Source organism: Virgibacillus sp. Bac330, assembly GCF_003667845.1.
GTDB lineage: Bacteria > Bacillota > Bacilli > Bacillales > Amphibacillaceae > Virgibacillus > Virgibacillus chiguensis.
Genome location: NZ_CP033048.1, coordinates 3,822,609 through 3,849,362, shown reverse-complemented (window position 1 = coordinate 3,849,362; position 26,754 = coordinate 3,822,609). Strand labels below are relative to the sequence as shown.

Below are 26,754 nucleotides of genomic sequence, written 5' to 3'. Positions count from 1 at the left end.
TAAACTAAAGAAAAAATCTATGAGGACGTTACGCATTATGAAAATTACCATTGTATCAGTAGGGAAATTAAAAGAAAAATATTTAAAGCAAGGCATACAAGAATATTTAAAACGTTTAAGCACGTACGCAAAAGTAGATATCGTGGAAGTAGCTGATGAAAAAGCCCCGGAAAACTTAAGTGAAGCGCAAATGTTACATGTGAAACAAAAAGAAGGGGAGCGCATTTTAAGCCATATTCATCCAGACACATTTGTTGTCACGTTAGAAATTAACGGCAACATGCTTACTTCAGAACAATTTGCCAGCAAATTGGATGAACTCGCCACCTATGGAAGAAGCAAAATAGCATTTGTCATTGGCGGATCACTTGGAATCAGTGCAGAGGTACAACATAGAAGTAATTTTGATCTATCCTTTTCGAAAATGACCTTCCCACATCAGGTGATGCGGTTGATTCTGTTGGAGCAGGTGTATAGGGCATTTCGGATTAATCGGGGGGAACCGTACCATAAGTAGTGGTAAAGCAAAATGTGAAGTAACTCTGTATAAATAAATCATAAAAAAGCTAATTTAAATTTTAAGGAGTTGTGGATAATGAAGAGTAAATATATGAAAGAACATTTTCATAAATTATATGAACAAAGAGAGGTGATGAAGAATGAACTTAGGAGTTTTTACGGGGAAGAATGGAAGAGACCTTATAAAGATAAATGGTCCATTGGAGAAACATATTATCATTTATTTTTAATGATTAAGTGGTTTAGGAGGTTGAACAAAATTTATTTGCCATTATCTAAACCAATTGCCACAGTAATAAAAGATAAAAATTATAAAACTCAAAGTGATAACGTATACAATCGATATAAAGAAAAACATCATAAATCAATGAAAGCTCCATTTATTTTAGTGCCGCCAAAAAGAGCAAAAGACAAGATATCTTTTAGGGATTTATTGGATAAAATAGATAAAGAAACAAAGAGTTTAGAACTCATGGTTTCTAATATTAGTGATGATGCAGCTGGGAAAATACGTTTTCCAGATCCGATTGCTAATAATCCAAATCTAATTCAGAGTATAGATTTAATAGGTATACATGAGAATCATCATTTTTTACTATGTAAAAAATGGGTCAACACCAAAATAAATAGTTGATATCTAAAAAAATATGGTAGAGGTTCTAAATAAATGAAAAATATCTGCCTACCTGTTATGCTTTAAGTTACCAAAAGCAAAGAAGGTTAGACAGATATCTTATAAGTATATCAATGAACTTTTGGATTCACGGAACACTTGGGTATGTAACACCTGTAGAAATTAGAATACAAGCCCTTTAATTTTTTGTCCAGTTTATTGTTGACATTCCACTCTTCTGCTTCATAGGCTTTTATTGAATTTGCTTTACATGCAGAGGATCCTTTATTGTGGAAATTACCACAAACATAATATCGGTGCTTTCGATTTGTTCCAACTTTACGTGTATATGTAGTAATTGATGGAATCATACCTTATTGTGCAGGTAAAAGGGTCAATTTTACTAACTGTCTTTCTACTACACATCCGTATCTTGCAAGTGAATGGGACTACAATCAGAATGGAGACATAACACTTGCCGATGTGACAAAAGGATCTCATGATAAAGTATTTTGGAAATGTAAGAAAGCCATAGTTATCCTGCTTATGTTTATAGTCGAGAGGGGTGAGGTTTGATTTTACTATGCTGAATGCCACCCTATTTAATAATCACAAACCTCTTCTTTGCACTCTTCTTTTACTTTAGGAAATCCTTCTTTTTCCCCCATGCTATTTACTTTAAATTCTTTTGGGTCAACACTAGCAGAAAATTCAGCTTTTCCATTGACTGTGCCACGAATCATCAAACCACCCATAGGGACAATCATGTCATCTTTAAACTCCACTGATTTTATATCCTCATAGTTATGACGTAGATAGCTTTCTACTTTTTCCTTAAACTTTGCTGATCGTCTTGTCATCATGATTATTATTGGATATGTTCACATTACATCCAGTAAGCACTATAGTGGTAACTATAAAAAACATAAGATATTTCCACATGCTGAATACCGTCCTGTTTATTATTTACACGATCGTTCTTTACATTCTTCCTTCCTTTCGGGGAACCCTTCACTCAACCCTATACTTCCTACAGTATAATCATTTTCAACCCCTGCCGAAAAGTCAGCAACTCCTTCATTAACATTGCCATCAACGGTCAATCCTCCCATTGGGCTTTGGTAGATTTTATCGATCTTAACGGATTCGATTCCCTCAAAATTATTTTTTAAATACTGCTTAACGGCTTCTGTAGCTTTTTCTTTTGTTGTATCATCATAGGTTTCATTATTAGAGTTCACATTGCAGCCTCCTAATAGTATAATAAAAACAATTGATAAAAAAAATATTTTTTTGATAAGATAACCTCCTTTGATTATTACTTATAGCAGGAGTGATAAAATTGACTAATAACATTAATGATAAAATAGCAAGTAGACTTTCGGAAAGAACTTATAAAGATAATCGTTCAGAAATTTACGTAGAGTTAGGAAATGGAAAAACATCTATTTGGAAAAATATCGAAACCATCAAAGATAAAGACACCGGCCTTCATGGCTATGTTTTACAGAACCCCGACACAGAGGAAGTTGTTATCAGTTTTCGAGGAACAGAACGCCCTAAGACAACGACAAAACAAGTGGAACAAAAGTATGTTGGTTCCCCCTCTCAAGATGCCCGTCTTGCCGGAGCTGGAGGAGGGGCGAAACTAAAAGATGGTAATCTGAGTTATGAAACGAAAGACACGGACTTTTCCGAATTCGCAAAGGATGTTCAAGAAGATGTAGAAGGAATCGTCCTTGGTGATTCCAATTATAGCAAAAAGGAATATGGAAAAACACCCTACACAGCAAGACCCTCTCAAGATGCAGCTCTCGCTACTGGTAAGGCTAAGTTAAACCCCAACGATCAAACCATCACGTATAATAATAAAAATCAATTCACCGAAGCAAATCATGTTGTAAATAAATATGTGAAAAGATATGGAGCTAATAATATTACCTTTGTTGGACACTCATTAGGCGGTGGACTTGCTCAATATTATGCTGTGGAATATGATTCGAATGCTATTACCTTCGCTGCGGCGGATGTCTTTGATTTATTATCTGAAGAAAATCAAAAGCGAGCATTAAGTGGTGAATTTAAGGATAATGTCATTTCTTACACCTACCCGGATGATGCCGTAGGAACTTTCTATAAAGATTCGATAGGTTCTGTTTACTATATGGGTAATCCAGCAGAAGGAGGCTGGGGATTAAGTAGCCACGGCATTAAGAATTATATGGATAATAGTATGTATGATAAGAAAGGTTATTTCTTGCCTCGGCTATTATACGATGAAAAGATACAAGATCAATTAACGATGTCTCCTCTAGCTTTGAAAAATAGTGGCGTTTTTGACTTTCATATTCGTATCCAGTCCAGTTTAATGGATGGTTATGTTATTGAGATGAAGGAAAGTGAGGAACAAATTGCAGCCACAAGAAAGGCATTGACACATTTTCTCGATGACTATATAACAACGATGACAGAGTTGAAGCGTAAATACATGAATGCTGTCGATGTGGGCAAGTATGATAAGTTAAATGCTTCTCATGTAGAGGAAATCTTCCGTGACCTAACAGGTGTTGGCCCAGAAGGATTGCCCATGTTACTGGATATCGGTGAATTTGAAGAATTATTGGCCAAACTTCAAAAATTCCAATTGGATACAGGAGACATTGCTTATAATATGGATAAAATGAGCAAGGACTTTATCCATATGGATCAATTACTTGCTCAATGGTTACAACTTAAATAATGCAATTTTTGAAGCAGAAGAGGTGGGTTGAATGAAAGACGATAAGAATAGTACTGACTGGTGGCAAAATTATTTAGAAACGAATAGGCAAGAAGAGGAGTTAAAGAAACAAATAAGAAATGATTTAGAATCAAATGTGGAATTCTTCAAGCAGTACCTTATTGAAGGAAGATTTGGTGAGTGGGTAAATATCACCAACAATTATACAAATATTTGGAAAATAAAACATGGGATGGTTTTGGAGTATGACCACTATACCAAAGATATTAAAGCTTTTTTTTATAACTTTGGTTTAACTCAAAGAAATTTGCATATAGCGCAAAATTTAGCTGATGGTGAAGGCGAAGTTAGTGTTTATACTCGTCAAGATTTACAAGGGCAAAGACTTACAAAAAGAAGTAATTCACCTTTAATAAAGTATGTTGCAGGTTTAATTCCATATGGGGATAACGTATATAACGTCTGGGATACGCTAAGTAAGATGTCTCCTAAAAACGTAGGCTTAGGTACTGCTGAAGAATTTGTAGGAAAAGATTTTGAAGCTCAAAAAAAGGTCCATCATGGGAAAGTATACCGTGTAGTTTCAGGGAATTTAAAAGATTACGATATCAGAAATGAAGAAGCTTACGTAAATCTAAAAGGAGACATTCATTCAGGTGATGGTAGTATAAGAGTAACCTGGGCCTATAAAACTGATTTAGGATCAAACTTATATTAGTATTTATACGCCTAGGTCTATTTAGACAGACCTAGGCGTGATATATTGAAACCTCATACTCGGGAGTCTTTAATATGATAAAAAATAATTTAAATGCATTAAATATATCGTTAATATGCTTACTCCTTATTAGTCTTTTTTTAAATTATCATCTATATAGCGAGAACCAAGAAAAAAATAGTTATTATACCGTATATTATATTGAAGATTTTTTCAACGAACTCCAAGAATCCATATTATCGTTAAAATCAATCATCGCAGACGAAGAGACTGATTATCGTGAGATTTCTTACCTTGTAGAAAGACTAAACTATCTGGACTACATGGTGAGAAGAGTTCCTTATTATTTCGATGGTATGGGAGGAGGAACAAATTACATTGGTTACGCTGCAGTTGTTATGAATCGTGGAATAAGCTATGAGGGACATGAAATTCCGCCATTTTTTGAGGACCAAGAGATCAATCAATCAGAACTAGCTTTTTTGAAGTTATTTAAAGATCACTTAACTTCAATTTACGCACAGTTAGAGTCGGAAGATACTAATAAACTTGCCAATAATGTCACCAAAAATAGATTTGACAACATTATAATGAAAGATATTTTTATTGTAGGAGCTGAACGTGAGCTAGTAGAAGAATACTTAAAATATACAGCGTTAGATTAAAGTAAATAATAAATTAGAGGTAAACCATTGGAATAACTGAAATTTGATAATTGGAAAGGTATTTGGAGGATTCCAAGCAATCTGGTATGTTAACGCTAAACTGTACAAATTTTCAAAGGAACATAAACTTAGTTATAGTGTACAAAATGTATGTTCTCTATTTAAAGTTAGTAGATGCATTTTGTCACTTGACTCAGAGTTTCTGCGGGCAAGATCCTGAGCCGGGAAGCCAGATGTTCAAGAAATCTGGCTCAACCACCTAGGCTATCATACCCGCCAATTATAAAATATGAACTAGAGCATAAATTATTAGAGTGTAAAGCTCTTTAAACAATTAATAAATATTACTGAGAAAGATTAAGTGGGCAACTATTAAACTGGCATCTGTGTCAAGGGCACTTATAAAAAAAGAGTTATGCAAATAAAAGATGATTCCTATATCGAATAGGGGCCATCTTTTTTTAAGTTCGATTGATAACAATAATTGTTACAGTAAGTCATGTAATGATTGATTTTTCATTTTAATTCCTTCATGTTTTGGCTGATTTATAATCTACTTCATCCTCGTGCATTTTGCCTCACGATCACTTCAGAAGGATTAAGCTCCCGTTTCAGGGTTCTGCCAGCTTCTGTTTTCCTTGTATCAGTAAGCCCTATTAACCCTTTCGTTTCATAAGTTTTCTTCCACCGGATCGTTTTATCCCAATTACTTCTTCATCAAATCCACTCTCCATAAAAATTTGTCGTGGGAGTTTAGATACTTATCCATAAACCTGTTCTTGAAAGCCTCCGTGTAAGTGATGGATTTCTCACTAACGCGTTGTATTTTTGGATTCAGAAAATAAAATCACAACAAAGAAAACATGTGTTCGGTTTTCGTTTGGTTATCCAACTTAAAATGGTATAATAGGACACAAACTAGATGTTTAGAAAAAAATAATAAACGGCGATTCTTTTAAAAAGGAGTGATGACATTGCAAAAGGAAACTAGTATCCTAATCTATCAAACAGAGGATGGTAACACAAAAATAGATGTTAGATTGGAGAATGAGACAGTTTGGATGACCCAAAAGGGAATAGCGGAGTTGTTTCAAACATCACCTCAAAATATTACACTTCACATAAAAAATATTTATGAAGAAGGGGAATTACAGCAAGAAGTAACTTGTAAGTATTACTTACAAGTTCAAAGTGAAGGGCGAAGGGAGGTGAAAAGAAAAGCAAAACACTATAACCTTGAAATGATTATTGCAATTGGATATAGAGTTCGTTCTCACCGAGGTACACAGTTCCGCCAATGGGCAACAGAGCGGTTAAATGAGTATCTTGTTAAAGGGTTTACAATGGATGATGATCGTTTGAAAGAAATGCGTAATTTTGGGCAAGATTATTTCGATGAGTTACTAGAACGAATTCGTGATATCCGTGCTTCCGAGAAAAGGTTCTATCAAAAAATTACAGACATTTATGCGACGTCTATTGACTACAATCCAAAAGCAGAAGTCACACAAGAATTTTTCGCAACTGTTCAAAATAAACTACATTTTGCAATTCATGGTCAAACAGCGGCTGAACTTATAGTAGATAGAGCGAAGGCCGAGAAGGAGAATATGGGTCTTACTGCATGGAAAGGCGATAAGGTAAGAAAAACAGATGTAACAGTTGCTAAAAATTACTTAACGGAAAAGGAACTTAAATCACTCAATCGTATTGTTACAATGTACTTAGATTATGCTGAAGATCAAGCGGAAAGACAACAGCCAATGCATATGAACGATTGGATTGATAAACTTAATGCCTTTCTTCAATTTAATGAGCGTGAAATTCTTGAAAATGCAGGAAGGATCTCAAAGGCTGTAGCTGATAAGTTAGCCATTCAAGAGTATGAAACATTTAACCAGCATCGTTTAAATAAAAATACTCACGATGATTTTGAGCAGTTTATTGAGAATAAGGACTTAAAGAGATAAGACCTCAGTTTTGTTCTACATGTATCCGGGAGAGTTGCTTAGTGACGAACTTGAATCTTATCATAATTGATGTAAAACAAGTATTAACTTTTGGAAATACTACAAGCAGTAATAATAATAGATGTAATATCACTGTTAAAGACATTATTTATTTTAATACACAGAATATTTCGTATTATAAAGTGATGCTAGAATAATTTCATGGGCACATCTTTGTTAAGTAATTTAATGCGTATATATGTTTTGTTCAATGGATAGAAGGAGGTAAATATGAACATAGAGCAAAAACTGTATCAGTCAGCAATTGCGTTAATAAAGGATAGATATCCTTCTGGATGGGGAGGTGCTGCTGCGATGTTAACGGAGGATGGGAATATACTAACCAGTGTTTCCCCAGATGTTATTAACGCTTCAACGGAATTATGTATAGAAACGGGAGCTATCCTCGAAGCACATAAACGTAATACAAAGGTTACCCATACAATTTGTGTGGTAAGGGAAGATGAAAATGCTGAATTTACAATATTAACTCCTTGTGGCGTATGTCAAGAACGTCTTTTTTATTGGGGTAGAGATGTAAAAGCGGCAGTAACAAATTCACATGGAAGAATTGAATATAAAACGTTAGGAGAAATTCAACCGTATCATTGGTATAAAGCCTATGAAAAATAGGTTTGTTTTGTGCGATATATTTGATAATTTCACTTCTAGGTTTACGGAAAGGTGCGTCTAAATTCTTCTGAGATTGTCCTTCTTTTTTATCCTTTTGATTAGAGGACGAAAATTAGGCTTAGTTTTTGTTTTAGTAGGGGCCCTTGTATTATCAATTGGATTTACAAATGTATTAGCAAAAGAACAAACGGACGTGAGTGGTGAAGATAAAACCAGAGTTGTAACCGTAGAGGGACAAGATTTACGTGAAAATAAGAGTATGGAAGGGAAAGACCTTGAGACAGTTATCACAGCAGAAGAACAACGTAGTGTAGAGAATTCATCAGCTTTATCAAGGTATGTATCACAAGAAAATGGACTAGGGTTTTATTTTATTAAAGAGCAATAAGCTGCATGATTAAGTTAGTTGGGTGAAGTGCTTCTATAAACAACAAAAAAGCGAGCCACCATTTATGTGGGGTAATACCCCAGTATTATACCAAGAAGCTGATGGTTGTAGCGGTATCGAAATGCACACGTATGCTTTACAAAAGATGTCTAAAAACCTGAACCTACCGCGAAAAATTGATATTGTCCGAATGAAGACTATGCCAATAAGGAGCTAATAAATACAATCACTTTGATGTAGTAGCCCAAGCAAAGCCCATGTAAAAAATGATATTAGCAATCATTTTTACCAAATTCCCTCATATAATTTTTAGAGGTGATAAAAATGGGAAGGGTAGCATATACAGATAGTGATGTGGCTTTAGTGGCAAGGATGATGCGGGCAGAGGCGGAAGGTGAAGGCCAGCTAGGGATGCTGATGGTCGGTAACGTCATTGTAAATCGTTTAGTTGCTAATTGCTTAGACTTTAAAGATTTAAGATCCATATACGACGTAATTTTTCAAATACAGGGAGGCAATTACTCTTTTGAAGCTGTGCAAAAAGGTAATGTTTTCTACAACAGAGCGAGAGGTGTAGAAAAGAAATTAGCTAGAAGAGTATTGGAGCATTGGAGAGAGCATCCTTCCAAGTATGCACTATGGTATTTTAATCCATATGCACCATGCCCGCCTACATGGTACGGTCAACCATTTGCAGGGCAATACAAGTTACATTGTTATTACGAACCACAGGCAAATACATGCGATAGTGTGTATATCGGCTAGGTGTTTGGCAAAGGATGCCGTTCACATTTGGAAAAGATGAGCATTGTGCGAGAGCTCATATAAGGAGTTCTTTTTTAGTGAAACAAATAGAAATAGCCCCTTTTCCTTTTGAGGAAGCCGGGGTTATTTTTGTAAGGTAAGAGAAAATCATGTTATAAAAACTATAAACTATAGGTGCAATAAACATTAGTAACAATAAATTTTACAAATTTAATAATCGCATGTTTTTTCTTTGCACTCCTCTTTTCTCTCAGGGAATTCTTTTCCTACAGCGCTAGAAATAATTTTAAAATCATTTTCATAATCAACATCAATGAAGAAAGTTGCTTTTTCATTATTATTCACTGTACCACTAATTACCATCCCACCCATAGGAGTACTATGATCATTCTTTTTAAAAGTTATTGTATGGATATTTTTAAAATTGTTACTCAAATAACTTTCTATAGTTTTTTCCGCCTTGAGAATTGTATTATTATTAAAATCTCCCTCATTTGATTTCACAAAACAACCTCCCAATAGTATAATTGTAACAGTTAAAAATATTAGAATTAAGAGTTTTTTCATTCGTTTCACTTCCTAACTAGTATCAAAATATGGAGGGCGCAATTTTGGTAAATTATAAAAATATAACAGACCTCACCGCTTCTACAATTTCTAGGCAATCTTATAAACAGATTCCAAGAAAGATTTTCATTGAAACAGATTATCATATACAAGTTTGGGAAAACATCGAAACTATTAAAGACTCCGATACAGGTTTACATGGATATGTGCTCCAAAACGATGATACAGATGAAATCGTTATCAGTTTTAGGGGGACGGAACTTCCTAAAACAGCTGTCACCAAAGTGAAAGAAAAATACTTAGCGACACCCTCTCAAGATGCTAGATTGGCTGGAGAGCTAACATCTACAAAAGGGGATTTACACAAAATTATTGACACACTCAGTAAAAAGTGGTAGTAAACAGTTTAGAAATGTTTGCTGCTGTCAAAAGAATATAGTGATAAAAAGTCCTTATCTAAGATGAGGGCTTTTTGGTGTAAAATCTATGATTGTCTTAGTGCTTCTCCACCATTATTTTTGCTATAATGCTTGTAACTCTAAAATTAATGTTTGTTTTTTGCTTATTATAAAATATAAATAGGAAGGAGGATTAGATTAAGAATGAAAGTAAAGTCATTTAAGTACCTACTTACTTCCATCTCTGTGCTCATTTTGGTTTATCATTTGTTAAATATGTTTCAATTTTGGCCAGAAATTCCAGAACGTATAGCAATTCATTTCACAAAAGGGGAACCAGATAATTGGGGTTTGAAATACTTTCTACTAGTCATTCCTTTAATAGGATTATTTTTATGGTGGTTAATCGGTTTACTAACGAAGCGTCCTGAAAAATTAAATTATATTAATTTAACGGAGAAAAACCGAGAGAAACAATACACTATGGCGAAGAAAATAATGATTCTAATGCAGAATTTATTTTTTATAATCTCCATATTGGCTAATGAGTCTCTTTTGAGATATGCAGCAGGAATGGAAAATGGTGTATTTATTTTCTTATCTCTATTTTTATTAGCAGTAATTTTGATCTCTCTTTTTTTCAATCTAATTTGGGCGGCAACATTAAAAGAGTAGTATTGTTTCCAGTGTTTTTAAGATAACACCTTTGAAGCAAAAAATTGCATAACAATTTATATCACATAAATTTAATCTTCTTTGCACTCCTCTTTTCTCTCAGGGAAACCTTCATTTGTACCAATTGAGAGAATTTTTAATTTATCATTGAGAGTTACATGGAATCCTGCTTTGTTATTTACAGTGCCTTCAATAGTCAAAGCTCCCATTTCACTTTGAAATGGTTCTTCGAGATCAATGGATTGAATGTTTTTAAAGTTGTTTTTTATGCAGCTTTCTGTTATCTGTTTTGCTTTTGCAGTGGTTTTCTCATCATAATTTCCTCCTGACTTCACAAAGCATCCCCCTAATAGTATAATAATAAAAAAAATGACAACAGATTTAATTATTAGACTTTTGAACAAAAAGATCCCTCCTTATAATTAAACTGAAAGGAATTTGTAAATGAATATTACTGATTATGAGGCTAGTATTATTTCATGACACTTACCGGGATGATAAGAAAGACATTCAAGTTGAAACCTCCTCCTATATACAAGTTTGGGAAAACATCGAAACTATTAAAGACTCCGATACAGGTTTACATGGATATGTGCTCCAAAACGATGATACAGATGAAATCGTTATCAGTTTTAGGGGGACGGAACTTCCTAAAACAACCACAACCAAAGTGAAAGAAAAATACTTAGGGACACCCTCTCAAGATGCTAGGTTGGCTGGTGCCGGGGGTGGAGCAGAATTGAAAAATGGGTATATTGTTTATAACCAAAAAGATGTGGAAGAAGACATCCAGGGAATTGTTCTTGGTGATTCCGATTATACCAAAAAAGATTATAGAAAAACACCTTATTTAGGAACACCTTCTCAAGATGCTGCTTTATTAACTGGTAAAGCGAAGTTTGACTCCAAAGATAAAACCCTCACATATGACACCAAAAATCAATTTACAGCAGCTGAACAAGTGGTAGAAAAATACGTGAAGAAGCACGGATCGGACAACATCGTTTTTACAGGCCATTCTCTTGGCGGAGGTCTGGCTCAATATTATGCTGTTCAACATGATGCCAATGCGGTTACTTTTGCCGCAGCAGATGTGTTTCGTTTATTATCCAAAGAAGACCAGGAACGTGCTTTAAATGGCGAGTTTAAAGATAATATTATCTCCTATACGTATCCTAACGACGTCGTTGGCACTTTTTATAAGCATTCCGTTGGTTCTGTATATTATATGAAGGACCCTGTCGAAACAAAGGGTGTTGGACTTGCTACTCATGGGATAAAGAATTTTTTGGAAAAAGATTTATACAATGAAGACGGGTATTTATTTATTCGATGAAATCATACAGGGATCGCTTTCTATGGGTGGTATATCCAAATCTCCACTTGAATTAAAAAATAACGGTGTCGGAAATTTTTCGATTGTCATACAATCTGCACTAATGAATGCACTAGCTACGGATCTGAAAAATAGTGAAGAACATCTAGCTATAACAAGAAAAGCACTCATAAAATTTTTAGATTATTATTTTGCAGATATGAGCGAAATAAAAAATACATTTATAGGAACAGCAGGAATAGGGGCTTATGATAAATTGATCATTGCAGATGTAGAGGATGCGTTTCACGAAGTAGTAAAGATGGAAGACGGCATTCCCATGTTGCTTGATTTGGATGAATTTGAAGATTTATTGGCTACTTTAACTTACAAATGCGTGGTCTAACTCCACCGTCTTTAGACGGTATCCGCTTTTAGCCTTATCTTTTTTGTCAATACTAAGTGAAGAGGTGAAAGTATGGAAGGATATAGAAAAAATAGTCATGCTGTGTATGATATTAAGTATCATGTCATATGGGTGACAAAGTATAGATATAAGGTTTTGGGCAGGCATAAAGCGGTGAGAGTGCGTGATTTGATAAGACAAGGTTGTGAAGCCAGAGGAATTACCATATTGCAAGGAAGTGTTGGGAAAGACCACGTTCATTTATTATTATCTTGTCCTCCAAGTATTGCTCCAAGTAAAATATTGCAGTATCTAAAAGGAAGATCATCGAGATTATTGCAGGATGAGTTTCCAAAACTTAAAAAGAAATATTGGGGGCAGCACTTGTGGGCAAGAGGATATTTTTGTGCCACCGTAGGAACGGTAACGGAAGAAATAATAAGAAATTATATAGCAAATCAATTCAATGAAGGTAAGGACGAAATATTTAGGATAGAAGAATGAGTTTAGTCTAGCTTTGAGGATGCTTTAGCTAAGGCCTTTGAGCAGGACTTTAGCCTGGGAAACGACTTTAGTCGTCGACATTTATGTCTAAATCCACCTGCTTTAGCAGGTGGTCGTTTAAAAGACCTGCAAAAGGACACAGGGGAAATAGCCCATCATATGGAAAAGATGGCTCGAAATTTTGAACGTATAGATCAAATTCTTGCCCAATGGTTTGGAATTAAAAACTAAAGGAGTGAGCAGCTTGAAAGAATGGGAAGAGTGGTGGGAAAATTACTTAATTAGACGAAAGCAAAAGGAAGCATTGAGAAAATACATAAGAGATGTATTGCAAAAAAAAGCAAAGGAATTTAGAACATCCTTTGATGATTTTTTTTATGATGAGTCACTTTATGAAAAGCATTCCCAAGTGAAAGATGTCTTAGCTCAACAATTTGACGGTAAGGCAAACAGAGGTCTAGTAGAACGCCTTGAAATGAATGCTTTAAGGATATCAAGCATGAACGTTAAACGTAATATTGCTTATGAAAGTATTCAGTTGTAATGGTTATTTGACCAGAATTTATGTTAAATAGAGTTTACAATTTAATAACCACAGGCAAATACGGGCAATAGTGCGTATTGTGTTAGATGTTAGGTAAATTATACATTTCAGTTTAATAATTGGCTCTTCGCTAAATACGATGAAATAGCATAAAATACAGTATAATAGTTTCTATAAAATCTATGAAAAAACAAATTGGAGGGGGAATAAGATGAGTGAATGGAAGAAACTGCTAAGAGATTCGCAATTTAGGTGGGATGAAAATGCTGAATATTGGGATGATTATATGGGTTGGGAAAGTAATCAATTTCACCGTGAGTTGATTAGGCCAAGTACGGAAAAATTATTACAGGTTGCAGGAAATGAAACTATATTAGACGTAGCTTGCGGTAATGGAAATTTCTCTAGAAGATTAGCCGAATTAGGTGCGCAAGTCGTAGCCTTTGATTATAGTCCGAAGATGATTGAAAGGGCAAAATTAAGGTCTAAAGAATATATAAATCAAATCGAATACAAAGTAATGGATGCAACAGACTATGATCCTCTCATTCAGCTAGGGTATGCAAAGTTTGATAGTGCTGTTGCTAATATGGCTTTCATGGATATTGCTGATGTCACTCCTTTAATCAAAGCGGTTCATGAAATCTTAAAACCAAATGGAGCTTTTGTCTTTTCCATTACACATCCTTGCTTTCAAACACCAGGGATGAGAAAAGTCCATGAAACTGAGGATATAGATGGAGAAATTATACATAGGAATAGCATACAAATTTCAAAGTATTTAACCCCAGAACCGTATAAAGCTGTGGGGATAAAAGGACAACCTGTCCCACATTTTATGTTTCACAGATCGTTATCTTATTACTTTGGGTTATTTTTTCAAACAGGCTTCGTACTAGATGGGATGGAAGAGCCTAGCTTCAGCCATGTAAAAGAAAATAATACATTCGATTGGTATGAGATTCCTCCTGTAATCGTTTTGCGTTTTAGAAAAATATAATAGTTGCTTCGATGGGGAAGTGGTAGAAAGACGCAACAGTATAATATTCTGTATATATTATAACAAAGTTCATACTATTGCATTTATAACTAAATTGACAATGCAAAACAAGTTTCAGATTGTAAAAAAACTAGCCAACTTAACGTTTGAGGGGATTTGAATGGTAGAATTTTTACCAGAAAACATATGCAAAATCAATGTCAGCGTTAACCTCAGCACCTCAAGTAAAAGATGCATTAGGACTTATTAATTATCAAAGTTCCTTGAATGGAACCATTGATTTCATTGAGTTTATTTTAGAACAAGAAAATTTAGGACAGCAGTATTCAAGAGTTATTCTAAATGAGAACAAAGATTTAATTGGAGTAATAACAATAAAAGACATAAATAACATTAATAAAACTTGCCATATTGGGACTTGGATTGGGCATCAATATTGGGGAAAAGGTTACAATGCATTAGTAAAATCGAAAATTCTATATACTGCATTTGCCGAATTACATCTTAAATATGTATTTGCAGGAGCAAAGTTATCAAATATCCGTTCTCAAAAATCCCAAGAAAAGCTCCCCTATGTCAGAATCGGGGTACGAGCACAATTTCCAGATGAACATAAAAAGTTAGAATCACAAGTAAATGAGCCGTGTGTTTTGAATGTAATAGAGAAAGGACATTTTTAAAGTGGTATTTAGAAAGTAAATAAGTAAATAGAAGAAAGGTTATACCTTAAAAATAAACTTAAAAGGGTCGGAAAACATTATAAGTTACATTGGAATTCAAAAAACAGATACGGAAAAATCACATCACTACTAAAAATCCAGCATAAACGATCCAAACAAATCGCATTTAGAGTTAATAATGGAGTAATCCCATTTAAACGGGCTCTTCAAAATGGTATTGGCATTATCACATTGCTAGTGGTAAAAATGGCATGGGGTAACATTATTCTTTAAGATCTTTAGTTCCTTCTAAACATAAACCAAAATCCAATACAACACTATAATAAGACAGGGAAGGATGAATTAAAATCACTCTTCCTCTTTTTCTGTGTTTTGGAAAATTTTAAACACATCGTAAGGTGCATTAGGATCATTGTTCAAATTAAGGAACATACTATGATCATTTTTTTTGCCAAATTGTTCTGTATAGGGCATTTCAAAAGATCGAAACAACTTTTCATCATTTACCATTCCAACATACACTTCATACCCCTCATCATCCGAAGGGAAAAACATTCCGCTAGCAGAGGTACCTTGAACAAGAGCCTTATCAATTAATCTTCTAAGCTCCAATAATCCTTCTCTATTACCAACTATTAAAGATTCCTGATGGTAGGAGTGTTGAGCGTAAACATGTAAATAACGCGTATCAGATGACATTACAAAATATTTAGAAGCTACTTTAGTTCCGTGTTTAGCGGCTGCTTGTATAGCAAATCTACCAGCTGCTGCAGCAATTGGAGCGAGGATTGGAGCTATTGTAGGCATAATGATTCCAGCTTCTTGTTCTTTCTCATAATTAGCGTATTCTTTATTATATTTCTCTTCAAGTCTTAGAAATTCAGAACTGTTATAGATATCTTCATATACTCTTGCAAATTCTTCGTCACTCATATTCTCAAAATCTTGTTCGGAATAATTAAAACCACTGAGATAACTATCAATCTCTTTTTCAAGTTCAATTATTTCATCTGGTAATTCCTCGTCTATTAACTCACTATCTTCAATAAAATATGTATATTCGTCTTGTATGTATTCGGAATTGTTCTTCCCATTATTGCTAGATGAAGCGATTACAAAATCTGGTAGAACTGCACTAAAAAGAAGTAAAAAGCTAAGAAATCAAGGGAAATATCGAGGAGACGAATTAATTTTAGAGCTCACCAAAAAAAAACTTAAACCAAATGGATAGAGGAATAGAATCTTATACAAAAAAATTTAGGTCTTCGTTTAAAACGCTTCACAAAGAGGTATTTCCAGAAACATATTTTAATAGGGACATGATTTTAAATAGATTAAATGAATCAAATAATTTGTTACTAGCAAAGAAAAATGATAATGAGATAAAAGGATATGTTTATGTTGAATCTAATTCGAAACATCATGAGTCTAATATTGAATATATTGCGGTTGCCAAAGAATATCGAAAAGAAGGAGTGGGCAAATCCTTATTAATCGGAGCAATCAATAATATTTTTTCGCATCCAGAAATTGAAGATATAACGATATGTGTTAGTGGCGAAAATGATGCTGCTATAAATTTATATAAATCAGTAGGACTTAGTGTGAAGTATATTTTAAACAGCTATGATATAACAGTTGATAAATCATATAATACTAGGTTCGTATGTGATTGAAGAAGGTAAGGCGTCTTAAGTGAATGATTATAACTGCTAAACTCTATTGAACCGTTTTGGGTCAATATGAACACTTTCTACTCAAATTAACAACCATCAATTTAATGGATTTAAGCGAAACTGAACATATAAATGTATTTACTTAACTAAGTGGAATTATTTAAAAATAATTATTGCAAATGAGTTAGTTCAAACAGTGACTCACTGTTCCGCAAAGGTGGTTTTTTCCCCGCTATGATTGGTTCAAAACTTTTCACAAGTGGCTCCATTCATCCGCAATAATCACTTAATTGGCCAAATATCTCACTCCCCCTCACTAATTCTAGACATTCTCTATACAAAGCAACAAAATTGTTAAAATTATCTCGCTTTCCCCTTCAATTATATGATACAATTAATTGAGAATAATTATCATTATTAATAGTGTGCGTAATAGGAGGACGACATCATGAATCTCACAGATTTACAGCAAGGTAAAACAGCTGTCGTATCAGATGTTACAAAATTAAATGATATAGTAAAACAACGCTTAATTGATATGGGGCTCGTGGAAGGACAAGAGATTTGTTTGAAATGCACCATGCCGTTCGGAGGACCTGTCATGGTTGAAGTATGTGGACAATGTCTCAGCTTACGTCGTAAAGAGGCATCACGTATAGGGGTGAGCTAACAAATGTCACAGTTTGCTTTACTAGGAAACCCGAATACAGGTAAAACGTCCCTGTTTAATCATTTAACAGGTTCTTATGCATATGTAGGGAACTGGAGCGGAGTAACGATTGAAAAAAAGGTAGGAAAGCTTCGCCACCAAACAGATTTGCTTGTTGACTTGCCTGGCATATACTCTTTAAATCCGCTTTCTAAAGATGAAGAAGTGGTGACCGAATTTTTATTAACAGATGAATTTGAAAAAATATTAAATATTGTTGATGCCTCGCAACTAAAACGGAATCTACAGCTAACGATACAATTAATCGAATTTGGCAAGCCACTTATCGTAGGACTGAATATGGTAGATGTCGCACAATCGAGAGGTATTCAAATCAATGAAAAGAAGCTAAATGATATATTGGGTGTTCGTGTAGTTCCAATAATTGCTCGAACTGGTAAGGGCTGTGATCTTTTAACAAAGGAACTAACGAGCGATACAAGGAAAAAATCGCCGGGTACTCCTACTTTTAAAGTAGACTATGGGTTTTTAGAAGAAATCATTGAGCAAATGAGCGAGCTTCTTCCAGACGATATGAACTTGAACAAAAGATGGATGGCTGTGCAATATTTAGAGGGCAATAAACGTGTCATATCCTATGTATCGCAGCATATGCCCAATACAGCTTTGCTGGAACAGATAAAGCAAGAAGTGGAAGAAGAACTGGTAAAGCGCGGATATGCTCACTCTTTAAGACAATTCATCTATCATATGCGAGACCAAAACATTACGCATTTATTGGAACAAACTACAATAGTCACCTCGTCAACGAAAACGACTACGACGGATATGATTGATCGAATTGTAACAAACAAATTTCTTGGTTTGCCTATTTTCTTATTCTTTATGTATGTCGTGTTCATGTTGACGTTTGATTGGCTAGGGACACCGCTTTCGGATGTATTAGATGGCTTTATGTCTGGTCCATTAACCACTTGGACAGAGAATGGCTTGCATGCTATTGGTGCTTCTAACTTTATAAAGGATTTAGTACTAAATGGAATTATTGCTGGTGTCGGCGGAGTGCTCGTGTTTGTTCCGCAAATTTTTATCATGTTTTTCCTGATTTCTTTTTTAGAGGATTCTGGTTACATGGCTCGGGTCGCTATGGTAATGGATCGCATCATGGAATCGATTGGACTGAACGGAAAAGCTTTTATTCCAATGATCATCGGCTTTGGATGTAATGTTCCGGGAATTATGGCAGCACGTACCATCGAACAACCAAAAGAAAGGCTGTTAACCATTTTGCTAACTCCTTTAATGTCTTGCTCAGCCCGGCTCCCTGTATATGCTTTATTCGTTGGTGCCTTTTTTGTGAATCATCGAGCGTTAGTAGTTCTTTCTTTATATGTGCTTGGCATTGTCGTAGCTATGGTAATGGCAAGAATATTTTCCTTTCTATTTTTAAAAAAGGAGAAGAGTGTGTTCGTTATTGAGTTGCCTCCGTACCGTGTACCACAGGCTTTAACGTTATGGAGAAGTACATGGGAAAAAGGGAAAGGATTTATCCGTAAAGCAGGGACGTTTATTTTTGCTGGATCGGTTTTAATATGGTTACTAACTTACGCAGGGCCGCACGGATGGAATGTGGAAATGGATGATAGTTTTCTGGCATTCATTGGTGGCGTGTTAGCACCTATTTTTGAACCATTAGGATTTGGAACATGGCAAGCCGCGGCTTCTCTACTGACAGGATTTCTAGCCAAAGAAGTCGTTGTGTCCACGATGAATATTATATATCACGCGCCGGATACAGCGTCACTAACGGGCGTATTAAGCACGCAATATTCTGCGTTATCTGCATTGAGCTTCATGTCATTTATATTGCTGTATATCCCGTGCTTAGCGACGGTAGCTACGATTAGAAAAGAAACGGCTTCTAAAAAGTGGACCTATGTTTCCGTGATCTATTCCTTGGTTATTGCATATATCATTTCCGCCCCTTCGCTGATTAAAATGAAATAAGGTTGGACATACTGAAAACTATCAAAATAAAATGTTAGGTGGTTTTCATATGTTAATAGAAATTAAGGATATTGAAAATGTGTTCCATATTCCAGAACCTTGGTATATCCATGTCTGTATATTTGATGAAATAAAGCAACAGCTAGATGTCTATTTAAAAGTAGATAGAGATGCTTTATTTTCATGTTCGGAGTGCGGGGCTAAAAATCAACGTTTTTTTGATATTGCTGATTACAACCGGACATGGCGTCATTTAAACTTTTTAGAATACCCATGCTATATTCATGCAGAACACCCACGTACAGATTGTGAAAACTGCGGAAAAAAGCGTCGTGTTTCTATCCCTTGGGCTATAAAACCACGAGCTTCTTTTACAAAGCTATTTGATGCGTGGATTATGATGCTTGTTAAAGACATGCCAATGAATGCAGTAAGTCGCTTAGTGGGGGAGCACGATACACGTTTATGGCGAATATTACATCATTATGTAGATCAAGCTATGGCTCATCAAGACCTTTCTCATGTTACTAAGATTAATACGGATGAAACGTCATCAAAGCGCGGGCACCAATATATTACTATATTTGTGGACTCAGATAAAAAGAATGTCATTCATGTTGCCAAAGGAAAAGATGCTGCTACATGGAAAACGTGTAAAGAACGCCTAGAAGAACAAGGTGGTCATGCGAAAAATATAACAGAAGTCTGCATGGATATGTCACCTGCTTTTATTAAAGGCGCCTCTGACTATTTTCCGGAAGCCTCTATCACTTTTGATAAATTTCATGTGATTCAAGAGGCTAACAAAGCTGTAGACGAAGTTCGTCGCAACGAGCGTAAGACATGTGCTGAGCTCAAAAATACCCGTTATGCTTGGTTGAAAAATGAAGAAAATTTAACGAAGAAACAAAAAGCCATGCTGGATAAACTGAAAGATACAGAATTAGATACTGCCAAAGCTTATCGTATGCGACTTTGTTTGCAAGAAATTTATCAATACCCTGCTCCCATCGCTCCTATGGTATTGGAAGACTGGATACAATGGGGATTACGATCTCGACTAGAACCAATGATAAAGCTGGCAAAGACGTTAAAAAAGCATTTTGATGGTGTAGTTCAATGGTTTCAATCGCAATTAAATAATGGTATTTTAGAGGGTATTAACAGCTTGTTCCAGACGGCTAAACGAAAGGCAAGAGGGTACCGGTCTGATAAAAATATTGTAGCTATGGTGTATCTTCTTGCTGGGAAACTAGACTTTTCCATCAAATAAAAAGAACAGGTATCAGTATGGAGTCATGTGTCGCTCGCAACCAAACCCGTTCCCTTGTCCAATACTTAGGATACCACCTAGAAAGAAAATTATACATCGAATAAGATGTTGCTTAATTGGACTTGTATCAGGTGGTGATTGTGGAGCGAAGCAATTAAATCCGTTCCCTTGTCCGGTTTTGATTTGGTTTTTTCATAGATTTTATAGAAGCTATTAAACTGTGTTTTATGCTATTTCATCGTATTTAGCGAAGAGCCTCATTTCCCTTGTCATCTATCAAATTGGAGGACTATTCTTTTAAAAAAGGAGGCGCAATTCATGATCGTAAATATCTCCCTTGGTTTAATTATATTTGGTTATGCGGGTTGGATGATGGTTCGCCATATTAAAAAAAGCAAACAAGGAAAGTGTGCAGCTTGTCCGCTCCATAAGTCATGTAGCGGTTCTTGCTCTGAAACGGAATCCACTTCTATGACGGAGATGAAATAGATGTTCTTTCGGCAATTGTAACGTTTTTACATGTATATGGTAAAAAGTGGTAATGAACAGTTTAGAAATGTTTGCTGCTGTCAAAAGAATATAGTGATAAAAAGTCCTTATTTCGAGATAGACTACACGAGATAAGGATTTTTATAATAAATTCAATATCCCTTTCCTTGGTATTCCTAAATTATCCAATTAATGATAGTATAGTACATATTACCTATGTGGAAAAGATAAGGGGGAGAAGCATGTGGCCATTACCATACCGGAATCAATTCGAAGCTCAGCTACTGCAGGAGAGCGTATTCTTTTTCATACGTTAAAAGAATACCTCGATGATGATTACATTGTTTATTATGAACCTGAAATTAACGGAAAAAGACCAGATTTCCTTATTATTGGGCCTTATTTGGGCTTGCTTGTTTTAGAAGTGAAAGATTATACCGTTAATACGCTACATCGTCTTACGCAAGAAGAATGGATTATTAATAGCAAAAATGACGGGGTAGTAACTGTCAAGTCGCCCTTAAAACAAGCGAAAGATTACATGTTTGCTGTGCAGAACTTATTAAGAAAAGACAAAAATTTAACACAACAAGAGGGGAAATATCAAGGAAATTTGAAGTTTCCTTGTGGGTTTGGGACTGTTTTTACACGGTTAAGTCAGAAGCAATGTATCAAAACAGACCTTTACGAAGTGATAGATCCGAACTTTCTATTAACTCGTGAAGAAATAGATCCAGACCAAGATGAATTTTCAGAAGATTTATTAATAGAAAAATTGATGAACATGTTTATTATATCTTTTCGTTTAAGGGACCCTTTATCTAGTGAAGAAATCAATGCAATTCGTTATCATCTGTTTCCAGAAGTGCGAATTAGCCGTGAGTTCAAACAAGCAGCTCCGTATCGAGACCAGTTATTGCTTTCTTTACATAATTTAGAAACAATGGATTTACATCAAGAAAAGTTAGCCAAGCAATTAGGGGATAAAAATCGTTTAATTAGAGGCGTAGCTGGTAGTGGTAAAACATTGATTTTAGCAAGTCGGGCAAGACTAATAAAGCAACAACATCCAGACTGGAATATTTTGATTCTTTGTTATAATATTTCTCTTTCACGTTCAATTGAATCGATGGTGCGTGCAAAAATGGAAGAACCGACGGATTTATTTGAAGCAACTTTAGAACCTGAGGATCGGATGCAAGGTATCACGGTAAGGAACTTCCATGAGTGGTTGAAAAAAGATTTACATATATCTGAAGCGCAACTTCCTACCATTATAGAGAAGTTAAAAAATAAGGAGACGATTCTTCCTAAGTATGAGGCAGTACTCATTGATGAGGGGCAAGATTTTGAAGCTGATTGGTTGAAACTGGTTAGCCTCTTATTGAATGAAGATACGTATTCCATGTTGTTAGTGGAAGATCGTGCACAAACGATCTATCAGCGGGGGAGAAATTACTTGCAAAATACAGGGCTTGATTTTAGAGGTCGTTCTAAAATTTTGCAAATCAATTACCGTAATACATCGCAAATTATTCAGTTCGCCTGGGATTTTTATCAAACACATGCAGCTTCAAACAAAGTTGTTACGGGTACCGTGGAAGGACAAGAAATTATTCCTCCACAAAGTACTCGACGTAAAGGTCCTGAGCCCATAATTGTACGAGCCAATAGCTGGCAAGAAGAAACACGAATGGTAGCCAAGAAAATGATGGCACTCCATCAAGAAAAGAACGTTCCATATGAAGAAATGCTTATTTTATATCGGGTAAAACGAACACATAAAATAGATATTGTGAACACGTTGAAAAACACGTTGAAACAGTATCAAATTCCTTATACATGGGTAACAGAGAGCCAGGAATCTAAACGTACCTACAGGAAAAACGACGGTTCTGTAAAAATATCAACGTTTGATAGTAGCAAAGGACTGGATTTTCAAGCGGTGTTTATTGTAAATGCAGATAATACACCGTTTGCTTTAGAGGAAGATAAAAATAGAGAAGCAGCTTTGATGTATATAGGGATGACGCGTGCAATTGAGCATTTGATGATTTCTTATAGTGGTGAATCCGCATACACGACCTACTTTGATCATATTTTGGAAACAAGGCAAGCAACAGCGGAAAATCAATTCATGAATAAGTATGGTTCGTAAAAGTGAAATAGGAACATAATAAACATTTTTTACACCGTATCCATGATTGGTTATGACAACATACAAAACACCCCTAAAGTCACTTGAACTTTAGGGGTGTAGTATATCCCAAGTATTGTATCTTTGTGATTAAATAGACATGAAATATAGATAGGTGTACATGAATTATAACAATAAATGAAGAAAGCTTATTTAGAGTTAATAGATTATTTATGCAAAACACTATAAAAAAATACTGTAAAATAGACTTGCATTATACTGATCTAATAAGCTTGCCATTTAATTATTTAAAAAAATCTTTCCATTGCTTGTTCAACTACCCCATAAACTACTATAGTTAATCCTATAATTAGTCCTATGAAAATGTAGAATTTACGTTTAGTAAAAGTAATCTCATTATCTTTATCATTTTGATTTTTTTTGGTCAACATATAGCCTCCCCTTTCTTACCACCAACAAGTACCGAAGTATTTCACCCCACCGGCTGCAAACCCGCCAATAGCACCGACTGCTGCGCCAGGTCCAGCTCCAACACCGCCAGCTACAGCGCCACTAACACCACCTGTAATAGCTCCAGTAGTAGCACCTCCAATGAGACTTTTTCCATAATTAGACCATGAACAACCACTTGCAGCCATTATTGGTGCATCTATATCATTTTGTAAGCCGTTTTGGTTGGAGAGAACACCATTATTTGAAGCAACGAGTTCTCCTTTTATAATTCGATCGTTATTCATATAAACTCCATATAAAAAGAATTTATAAAGTTCTTTTCCGTATTTATCCTCGACTACTGGGTCTAATTGCAATAAACCTTCATCTGTAACAGTAACATATTTATCAATTTTGTACTCTAATTCTTTAGCTTTATCAACTAATTCTTGATCAACTTTTACATATTCTACATTTTTCATCTCATTACTTTGTTCAGTAGCAGAAATGGGAGTCCCCCCAATAGAAATTAGTAGAGTTATTGTGGCAACAACCGAACATATCATTTTTTTGATCATTAAACTCACTCCTTTTAATAGTTAATAATTTACATTATAACAATAAAAAGTAAATTTTAACAATGTTGCATAAATAATTCATAATATTTTATAAATACATCAACCATTTATTTGTTTTTATCAAAAACAGTTTATTTTCAATATTTATTTATTTTCATTTTTAATGTAGGACAGTTTGTTAAATTAAGTGCAACAGTTCTTCTTGAAACGTTTCGTGTGTAGTTTTCCAATTTAAACATTTTCTAGGTCTATTGTTTATTCGTACTAATGCTTTTTGTAGTTCTGCATCTAAGACTTAGACAAATCGGTTTTCTTAGGGAAAAGCTCTCTTATAAACTATTTGTATTCTCATTGCTACCACGCTGCCATGAGTTGCGCAAAATATACATGAATGTCCGTTTCTTGTTCAATGGAGCTATAACAAGCGAATTCTTTACTTCTATCTACTGTGACGGTTTGAAATGCACCATCGGGTAATCGTCATGCACTGTTCGAATAGCTTGATAGTGTTGTCTCTAGCCGCTGCAAAAGCAAGGGATGCTTCTCCACATTTGTAGAACGAAAAACTAGATGGTACCTAGCATTAAAGAGGTGAAACTCGAACTTTAAAAACATTCAATCTATAGAACTGGATGATCCATTCATAAAGCATCCCCTAATAGTATAATCATAAAAAAAGAGAACAGATGTAATTATTAGAATTTTGTTCAGAAAGATCACCCTTTCAGCTATAACCTCTAAACAAATAAATCCAGGTACCAACAAAAACCATTGGCACCTGGCACCTTCCTTATTTCGTATAATTATCAAAATAGCCTTGGATGTAAATAATCGGTGTTCCTTTGTCACCGCTACCTGATGTTAAGTCAGATAAGGAACCTATTAAGTCTGTCAGCTTTCTCGGCGTTGTTCCTTGTGTTTCCATGGAACCAACAAGATCTTCGCCTTTATTTTCAATATAGTTGTTAATCGCTTCTTGAAGTGCTTCTCCTTTTAAGTCGGCAAAATTATTATCCGCAAGATATTTTAATTTCACCTCGTTTGGCGTACCTTCAAGTCCAGATGTATAAGCAGGTGAGACAACAGGATCAGCAAGTTCCCAAATCTTTCCTACAGGATCTTTAAATGCACCATCTCCGTATACCATCACTTCTACATCTTTCCCAGTTTTCTCCTTAAGCATCTGTTGAATCTTATCGACTACAGGTTGACAATTTCTAGGGAAAAGCTTAACGGTATTTTCAGTAGATTTATTAGACCCTAATAGTCCATATGCTTCATTATAACCAATGCCGTCAATAGAATCTTTTAAGATGTCATCCAGACTGTAAACTTTGTCAGCGCCTTGAGCTGTTAAAATTCTTTTCGTTCTAAAACGTGAATGAATATCACAGCTGAGTACACTTTTCGTGTAATTTAAAATGGTTTTAGGGTCATTGGCGAAAATAACGTCGCATTCAATGCCATACTCTTCCACAATGGATTTATAATAATCGATATAGTCAATACCAGTAAATGTATGCTTTTGATGACCAAAAAGGTCGCGGAATTGTTCTTCTGTTAACACATCTGTCCAAGGATTTACCCCTTTTTCATCCAGCATATCAATATCTACTAAATGGTTTCCTACTTCATCAGAAGGGTAGTTCAGCATTAAGACAATTTTTTTAGCGCCTTTGGCAATACCACGTAGACAAATAGCAAAACGATTTCTGCTTAAAATAGGAAATATAACGCCAATTGCCTCGTCGCCAAATTTGGCTTGAACATCTGTAGCAATATGGTCGATTGATGCATAATTCCCTTGCGCACGTGCTACGACGGATTCCGTAACTGTAATAATATCCTTATCATTTATTGGAAAACCTTCCACCTTGGAGGCGTTCAATACGCTATCGACAACAATTTCTTCAATATTGTCTCCTTCATTTATAATGGGGCAACGAAGTCCTCTAACAACTGTTCCGACTACTCTTTCCAATTTAATCGCTCCTTAAAGAATAACTAAAATAAAACATTCTATTAGTAATATACATGAATAAAGGGTAAGAAGTAAAACAAATGTATACAAATGTTCGTTAAAAGCGAATGTTAAACAGAAAAATTGCTAGAATGATCGTGTTTATTGCCAATCTGCTTTCGGAAGGAAAGGGTGTTTTGGGGGGATCTGTAAGAACAGTTCATATTAGAAAAGGTAGATTTTCCGCCATTTTTTATGGCGAAAGTTCTTTTTGTATTATATAAAGCCGTCATGTAAAAATCTTAGGCTAGGTGTTTGTTTTGACGTTTGAGTTATTGTGGCTTTTTACATAAAGAAGACGGGTTATGGTGC

General features: G+C 35.0%; 32 protein-coding genes and 1 pseudogene. 24 read left to right on the top strand and 9 right to left on the bottom strand.

The window, feature by feature from the left end:
* The first annotated feature begins 37 nt into the window (after positions 1–37).
* The 3 genes from rlmH (at position 38) to D9780_RS21725 (ending at position 1,708) form a co-directional block, all read left to right on the top strand.
* Positions 38–517 (top strand): 23S rRNA (pseudouridine(1915)-N(3))-methyltransferase RlmH, encoded by a 480-nt coding sequence (gene rlmH, locus D9780_RS17910; RefSeq protein ID WP_073010366.1) that lies wholly within the window; start codon positions 38–40, stop codon positions 515–517.
* Positions 518–595: 78 nt separating this feature from the next.
* Positions 596–1,153 (top strand): DinB family protein, encoded by a 558-nt coding sequence (locus tag D9780_RS17905; RefSeq protein WP_240458724.1) that lies wholly within the window; start codon positions 596–598, stop codon positions 1,151–1,153.
* Between the two features lie 336 nt (positions 1,154–1,489).
* Positions 1,490–1,708 (top strand): zinc-ribbon domain-containing protein, encoded by a 219-nt coding sequence (locus D9780_RS21725; protein WP_121641074.1) that lies wholly within the window; start codon positions 1,490–1,492, stop codon positions 1,706–1,708.
* A 26-nt stretch (positions 1,709–1,734) separates the two neighbouring features.
* On the opposite strand, the gene D9780_RS17890 is transcribed toward D9780_RS21725, so the two are convergent.
* Complete coding sequence (locus D9780_RS17890) at positions 1,735–1,917, bottom strand: hypothetical protein (RefSeq protein WP_240458723.1); 183 nt, start codon at positions 1,915–1,917, stop codon at positions 1,735–1,737.
* A gap of 177 nt (positions 1,918–2,094) precedes the next feature.
* The gene (locus tag D9780_RS17885) at positions 2,095–2,373 is read right to left on the bottom strand and encodes a DUF1433 domain-containing protein (protein WP_162985929.1); all 279 of its coding nucleotides are present in this window, start codon (positions 2,371–2,373) and stop codon (positions 2,095–2,097) included.
* A 101-nt stretch (positions 2,374–2,474) separates the two neighbouring features.
* Between D9780_RS17885 and D9780_RS17880 the strand changes: the two genes are divergently transcribed.
* The 7 genes from D9780_RS17880 to D9780_RS17845 all read left to right on the top strand — a co-directional run bounded on the left by D9780_RS17880 (position 2,475) and on the right by D9780_RS17845 (position 9,050).
* On the top strand, positions 2,475–3,872 hold the full coding sequence (locus D9780_RS17880; RefSeq protein ID WP_162985928.1) for an alpha/beta fold hydrolase: 1,398 nt from the start codon (positions 2,475–2,477) through the stop codon (positions 3,870–3,872).
* A gap of 31 nt (positions 3,873–3,903) precedes the next feature.
* A complete protein-coding gene (locus D9780_RS17875) occupies positions 3,904–4,590 on the top strand; it encodes a hypothetical protein (protein ID WP_121641070.1) in 687 nt (228 codons plus the stop codon).
* A 74-nt stretch (positions 4,591–4,664) separates the two neighbouring features.
* Positions 4,665–5,255 (top strand): hypothetical protein, encoded by a 591-nt coding sequence (locus D9780_RS17870; protein ID WP_121641069.1) that lies wholly within the window; start codon positions 4,665–4,667, stop codon positions 5,253–5,255.
* A 974-nt stretch (positions 5,256–6,229) separates the two neighbouring features.
* A complete protein-coding gene (locus D9780_RS17860) occupies positions 6,230–7,225 on the top strand; it encodes a virulence RhuM family protein (RefSeq protein ID WP_121641068.1) in 996 nt (331 codons plus the stop codon).
* Between the two features lie 270 nt (positions 7,226–7,495).
* Entirely contained in the window at positions 7,496–7,897 is a 402-nt protein-coding gene (locus D9780_RS17855) for a cytidine deaminase (RefSeq protein ID WP_073013478.1), read from the top strand.
* Between the two features lie 193 nt (positions 7,898–8,090).
* Positions 8,091–8,285, top strand: a complete 195-nt coding sequence (locus D9780_RS21240) for a hypothetical protein (RefSeq protein WP_162985926.1) — start codon at positions 8,091–8,093, stop codon at positions 8,283–8,285.
* A gap of 324 nt (positions 8,286–8,609) precedes the next feature.
* Positions 8,610–9,050 carry a cell wall hydrolase gene (locus D9780_RS17845; protein WP_073013476.1) on the top strand — a complete coding sequence of 147 codons (441 nt, stop codon included), beginning with the start codon at positions 8,610–8,612 and terminating at the stop codon, positions 9,048–9,050.
* Between the two features lie 210 nt (positions 9,051–9,260).
* On the opposite strand, the gene D9780_RS17840 is transcribed toward D9780_RS17845, so the two are convergent.
* Positions 9,261–9,554 carry a DUF1433 domain-containing protein gene (locus D9780_RS17840; RefSeq protein ID WP_162985925.1) on the bottom strand — a complete coding sequence of 98 codons (294 nt, stop codon included), beginning with the start codon at positions 9,552–9,554 and terminating at the stop codon, positions 9,261–9,263.
* A gap of 107 nt (positions 9,555–9,661) precedes the next feature.
* Between D9780_RS17840 and D9780_RS17835 the strand changes: the two genes are divergently transcribed.
* Together D9780_RS17835 and D9780_RS17830 are read left to right on the top strand one after the other, a co-directional pair.
* Positions 9,662–10,015: a hypothetical protein gene (locus D9780_RS17835; protein WP_121641065.1), complete on the top strand. Its 354-nt coding sequence runs from the start codon at positions 9,662–9,664 to the stop codon at positions 10,013–10,015.
* Positions 10,016–10,219: 204 nt separating this feature from the next.
* Complete coding sequence (locus tag D9780_RS17830) at positions 10,220–10,690, top strand: DUF1648 domain-containing protein (protein ID WP_121641064.1); 471 nt, start codon at positions 10,220–10,222, stop codon at positions 10,688–10,690.
* 71 nt (positions 10,691–10,761) lie between these two features.
* Here the strand turns inward: D9780_RS17830 and D9780_RS17825 are convergent, their stop codons facing one another.
* Positions 10,762–11,025: a hypothetical protein gene (locus tag D9780_RS17825; RefSeq protein WP_162985924.1), complete on the bottom strand. Its 264-nt coding sequence runs from the start codon at positions 11,023–11,025 to the stop codon at positions 10,762–10,764.
* A gap of 125 nt (positions 11,026–11,150) precedes the next feature.
* Here D9780_RS17825 and D9780_RS17820 point away from each other — a divergent pair, with 125 nt between their 5' ends.
* The 6 genes from D9780_RS17820 (at position 11,151) to D9780_RS17795 (ending at position 15,139) form a co-directional block, all read left to right on the top strand.
* On the top strand, positions 11,151–12,026 hold the full coding sequence (locus D9780_RS17820; RefSeq protein ID WP_121641062.1) for an alpha/beta fold hydrolase: 876 nt from the start codon (positions 11,151–11,153) through the stop codon (positions 12,024–12,026).
* Entirely contained in the window at positions 11,998–12,411 is a 414-nt protein-coding gene (locus D9780_RS17815; RefSeq protein ID WP_162985923.1) for a hypothetical protein, read from the top strand. The genes D9780_RS17820 and D9780_RS17815 overlap by 29 nt, the downstream gene beginning before the upstream one ends.
* Positions 12,412–12,483: 72 nt before the next feature.
* Positions 12,484–12,915 carry an IS200/IS605 family transposase gene (gene tnpA, locus D9780_RS17810; protein ID WP_121641060.1) on the top strand — a complete coding sequence of 144 codons (432 nt, stop codon included), beginning with the start codon at positions 12,484–12,486 and terminating at the stop codon, positions 12,913–12,915.
* 244 nt (positions 12,916–13,159) lie between these two features.
* Positions 13,160–13,459 carry a hypothetical protein gene (locus D9780_RS17805; protein WP_121641059.1) on the top strand — a complete coding sequence of 100 codons (300 nt, stop codon included), beginning with the start codon at positions 13,160–13,162 and terminating at the stop codon, positions 13,457–13,459.
* A 211-nt stretch (positions 13,460–13,670) separates the two neighbouring features.
* Complete coding sequence (locus D9780_RS17800; RefSeq protein WP_121641058.1) at positions 13,671–14,459, top strand: class I SAM-dependent methyltransferase; 789 nt, start codon at positions 13,671–13,673, stop codon at positions 14,457–14,459.
* Positions 14,460–14,656: 197 nt separating this feature from the next.
* Positions 14,657–15,139, top strand: a complete 483-nt coding sequence (locus D9780_RS17795; protein ID WP_121641057.1) for a GNAT family N-acetyltransferase — start codon at positions 14,657–14,659, stop codon at positions 15,137–15,139.
* A 348-nt stretch (positions 15,140–15,487) separates the two neighbouring features.
* Here D9780_RS17795 and D9780_RS21305 read toward each other — a convergent pair whose 3' ends face one another.
* A complete protein-coding gene (locus D9780_RS21305; RefSeq protein WP_205601098.1) occupies positions 15,488–16,072 on the bottom strand; it encodes a hypothetical protein in 585 nt (194 codons plus the stop codon).
* A gap of 290 nt (positions 16,073–16,362) precedes the next feature.
* Between D9780_RS21305 and D9780_RS17785 the strand changes: the two genes are divergently transcribed.
* From D9780_RS17785 to D9780_RS17760, 6 genes are all read left to right on the top strand, one after another.
* Positions 16,363–16,815, top strand: coding sequence for a GNAT family N-acetyltransferase (locus D9780_RS17785; RefSeq protein WP_073013184.1), 453 nt, complete (start codon positions 16,363–16,365; stop codon positions 16,813–16,815).
* Between the two features lie 448 nt (positions 16,816–17,263).
* Positions 17,264–17,485, top strand: coding sequence for a FeoA family protein (locus tag D9780_RS17780; RefSeq protein WP_101933159.1), 222 nt, complete (start codon positions 17,264–17,266; stop codon positions 17,483–17,485).
* A gap of 3 nt (positions 17,486–17,488) precedes the next feature.
* Complete coding sequence (gene feoB, locus D9780_RS17775; RefSeq protein ID WP_121641056.1) at positions 17,489–19,492, top strand: ferrous iron transport protein B; 2,004 nt, start codon at positions 17,489–17,491, stop codon at positions 19,490–19,492.
* A gap of 49 nt (positions 19,493–19,541) precedes the next feature.
* Positions 19,542–20,765 (top strand): ISL3 family transposase, encoded by a 1,224-nt coding sequence (locus tag D9780_RS17770; protein WP_121638963.1) that lies wholly within the window; start codon positions 19,542–19,544, stop codon positions 20,763–20,765.
* A 318-nt stretch (positions 20,766–21,083) separates the two neighbouring features.
* Positions 21,084–21,254 carry a FeoB-associated Cys-rich membrane protein gene (locus D9780_RS17765; RefSeq protein WP_121641055.1) on the top strand — a complete coding sequence of 57 codons (171 nt, stop codon included), beginning with the start codon at positions 21,084–21,086 and terminating at the stop codon, positions 21,252–21,254.
* 244 nt (positions 21,255–21,498) lie between these two features.
* Positions 21,499–23,412: a 3'-5' exonuclease gene (locus tag D9780_RS17760; RefSeq protein ID WP_121641054.1), complete on the top strand. Its 1,914-nt coding sequence runs from the start codon at positions 21,499–21,501 to the stop codon at positions 23,410–23,412.
* A gap of 287 nt (positions 23,413–23,699) precedes the next feature.
* Here D9780_RS17760 and D9780_RS21235 read toward each other — a convergent pair whose 3' ends face one another.
* From D9780_RS21235 to D9780_RS17745, 4 genes and pseudogenes are all read right to left on the bottom strand, one after another.
* A complete protein-coding gene (locus tag D9780_RS21235; protein ID WP_162985922.1) occupies positions 23,700–23,843 on the bottom strand; it encodes a hypothetical protein in 144 nt (47 codons plus the stop codon).
* 15 nt (positions 23,844–23,858) lie between these two features.
* On the bottom strand, positions 23,859–24,422 hold the full coding sequence (locus D9780_RS17755) for a hypothetical protein (RefSeq protein WP_121641053.1): 564 nt from the start codon (positions 24,420–24,422) through the stop codon (positions 23,859–23,861).
* Between the two features lie 178 nt (positions 24,423–24,600).
* A pseudogene (locus D9780_RS21485) lies at positions 24,601–24,899 on the bottom strand (IS30 family transposase); the annotation flags it as partial.
* 313 nt (positions 24,900–25,212) lie between these two features.
* Positions 25,213–26,403, bottom strand: a complete 1,191-nt coding sequence (locus tag D9780_RS17745) for a coenzyme F420-0:L-glutamate ligase (RefSeq protein ID WP_121641052.1) — start codon at positions 26,401–26,403, stop codon at positions 25,213–25,215.
* Positions 26,404–26,754 lie beyond the last annotated feature (351 nt).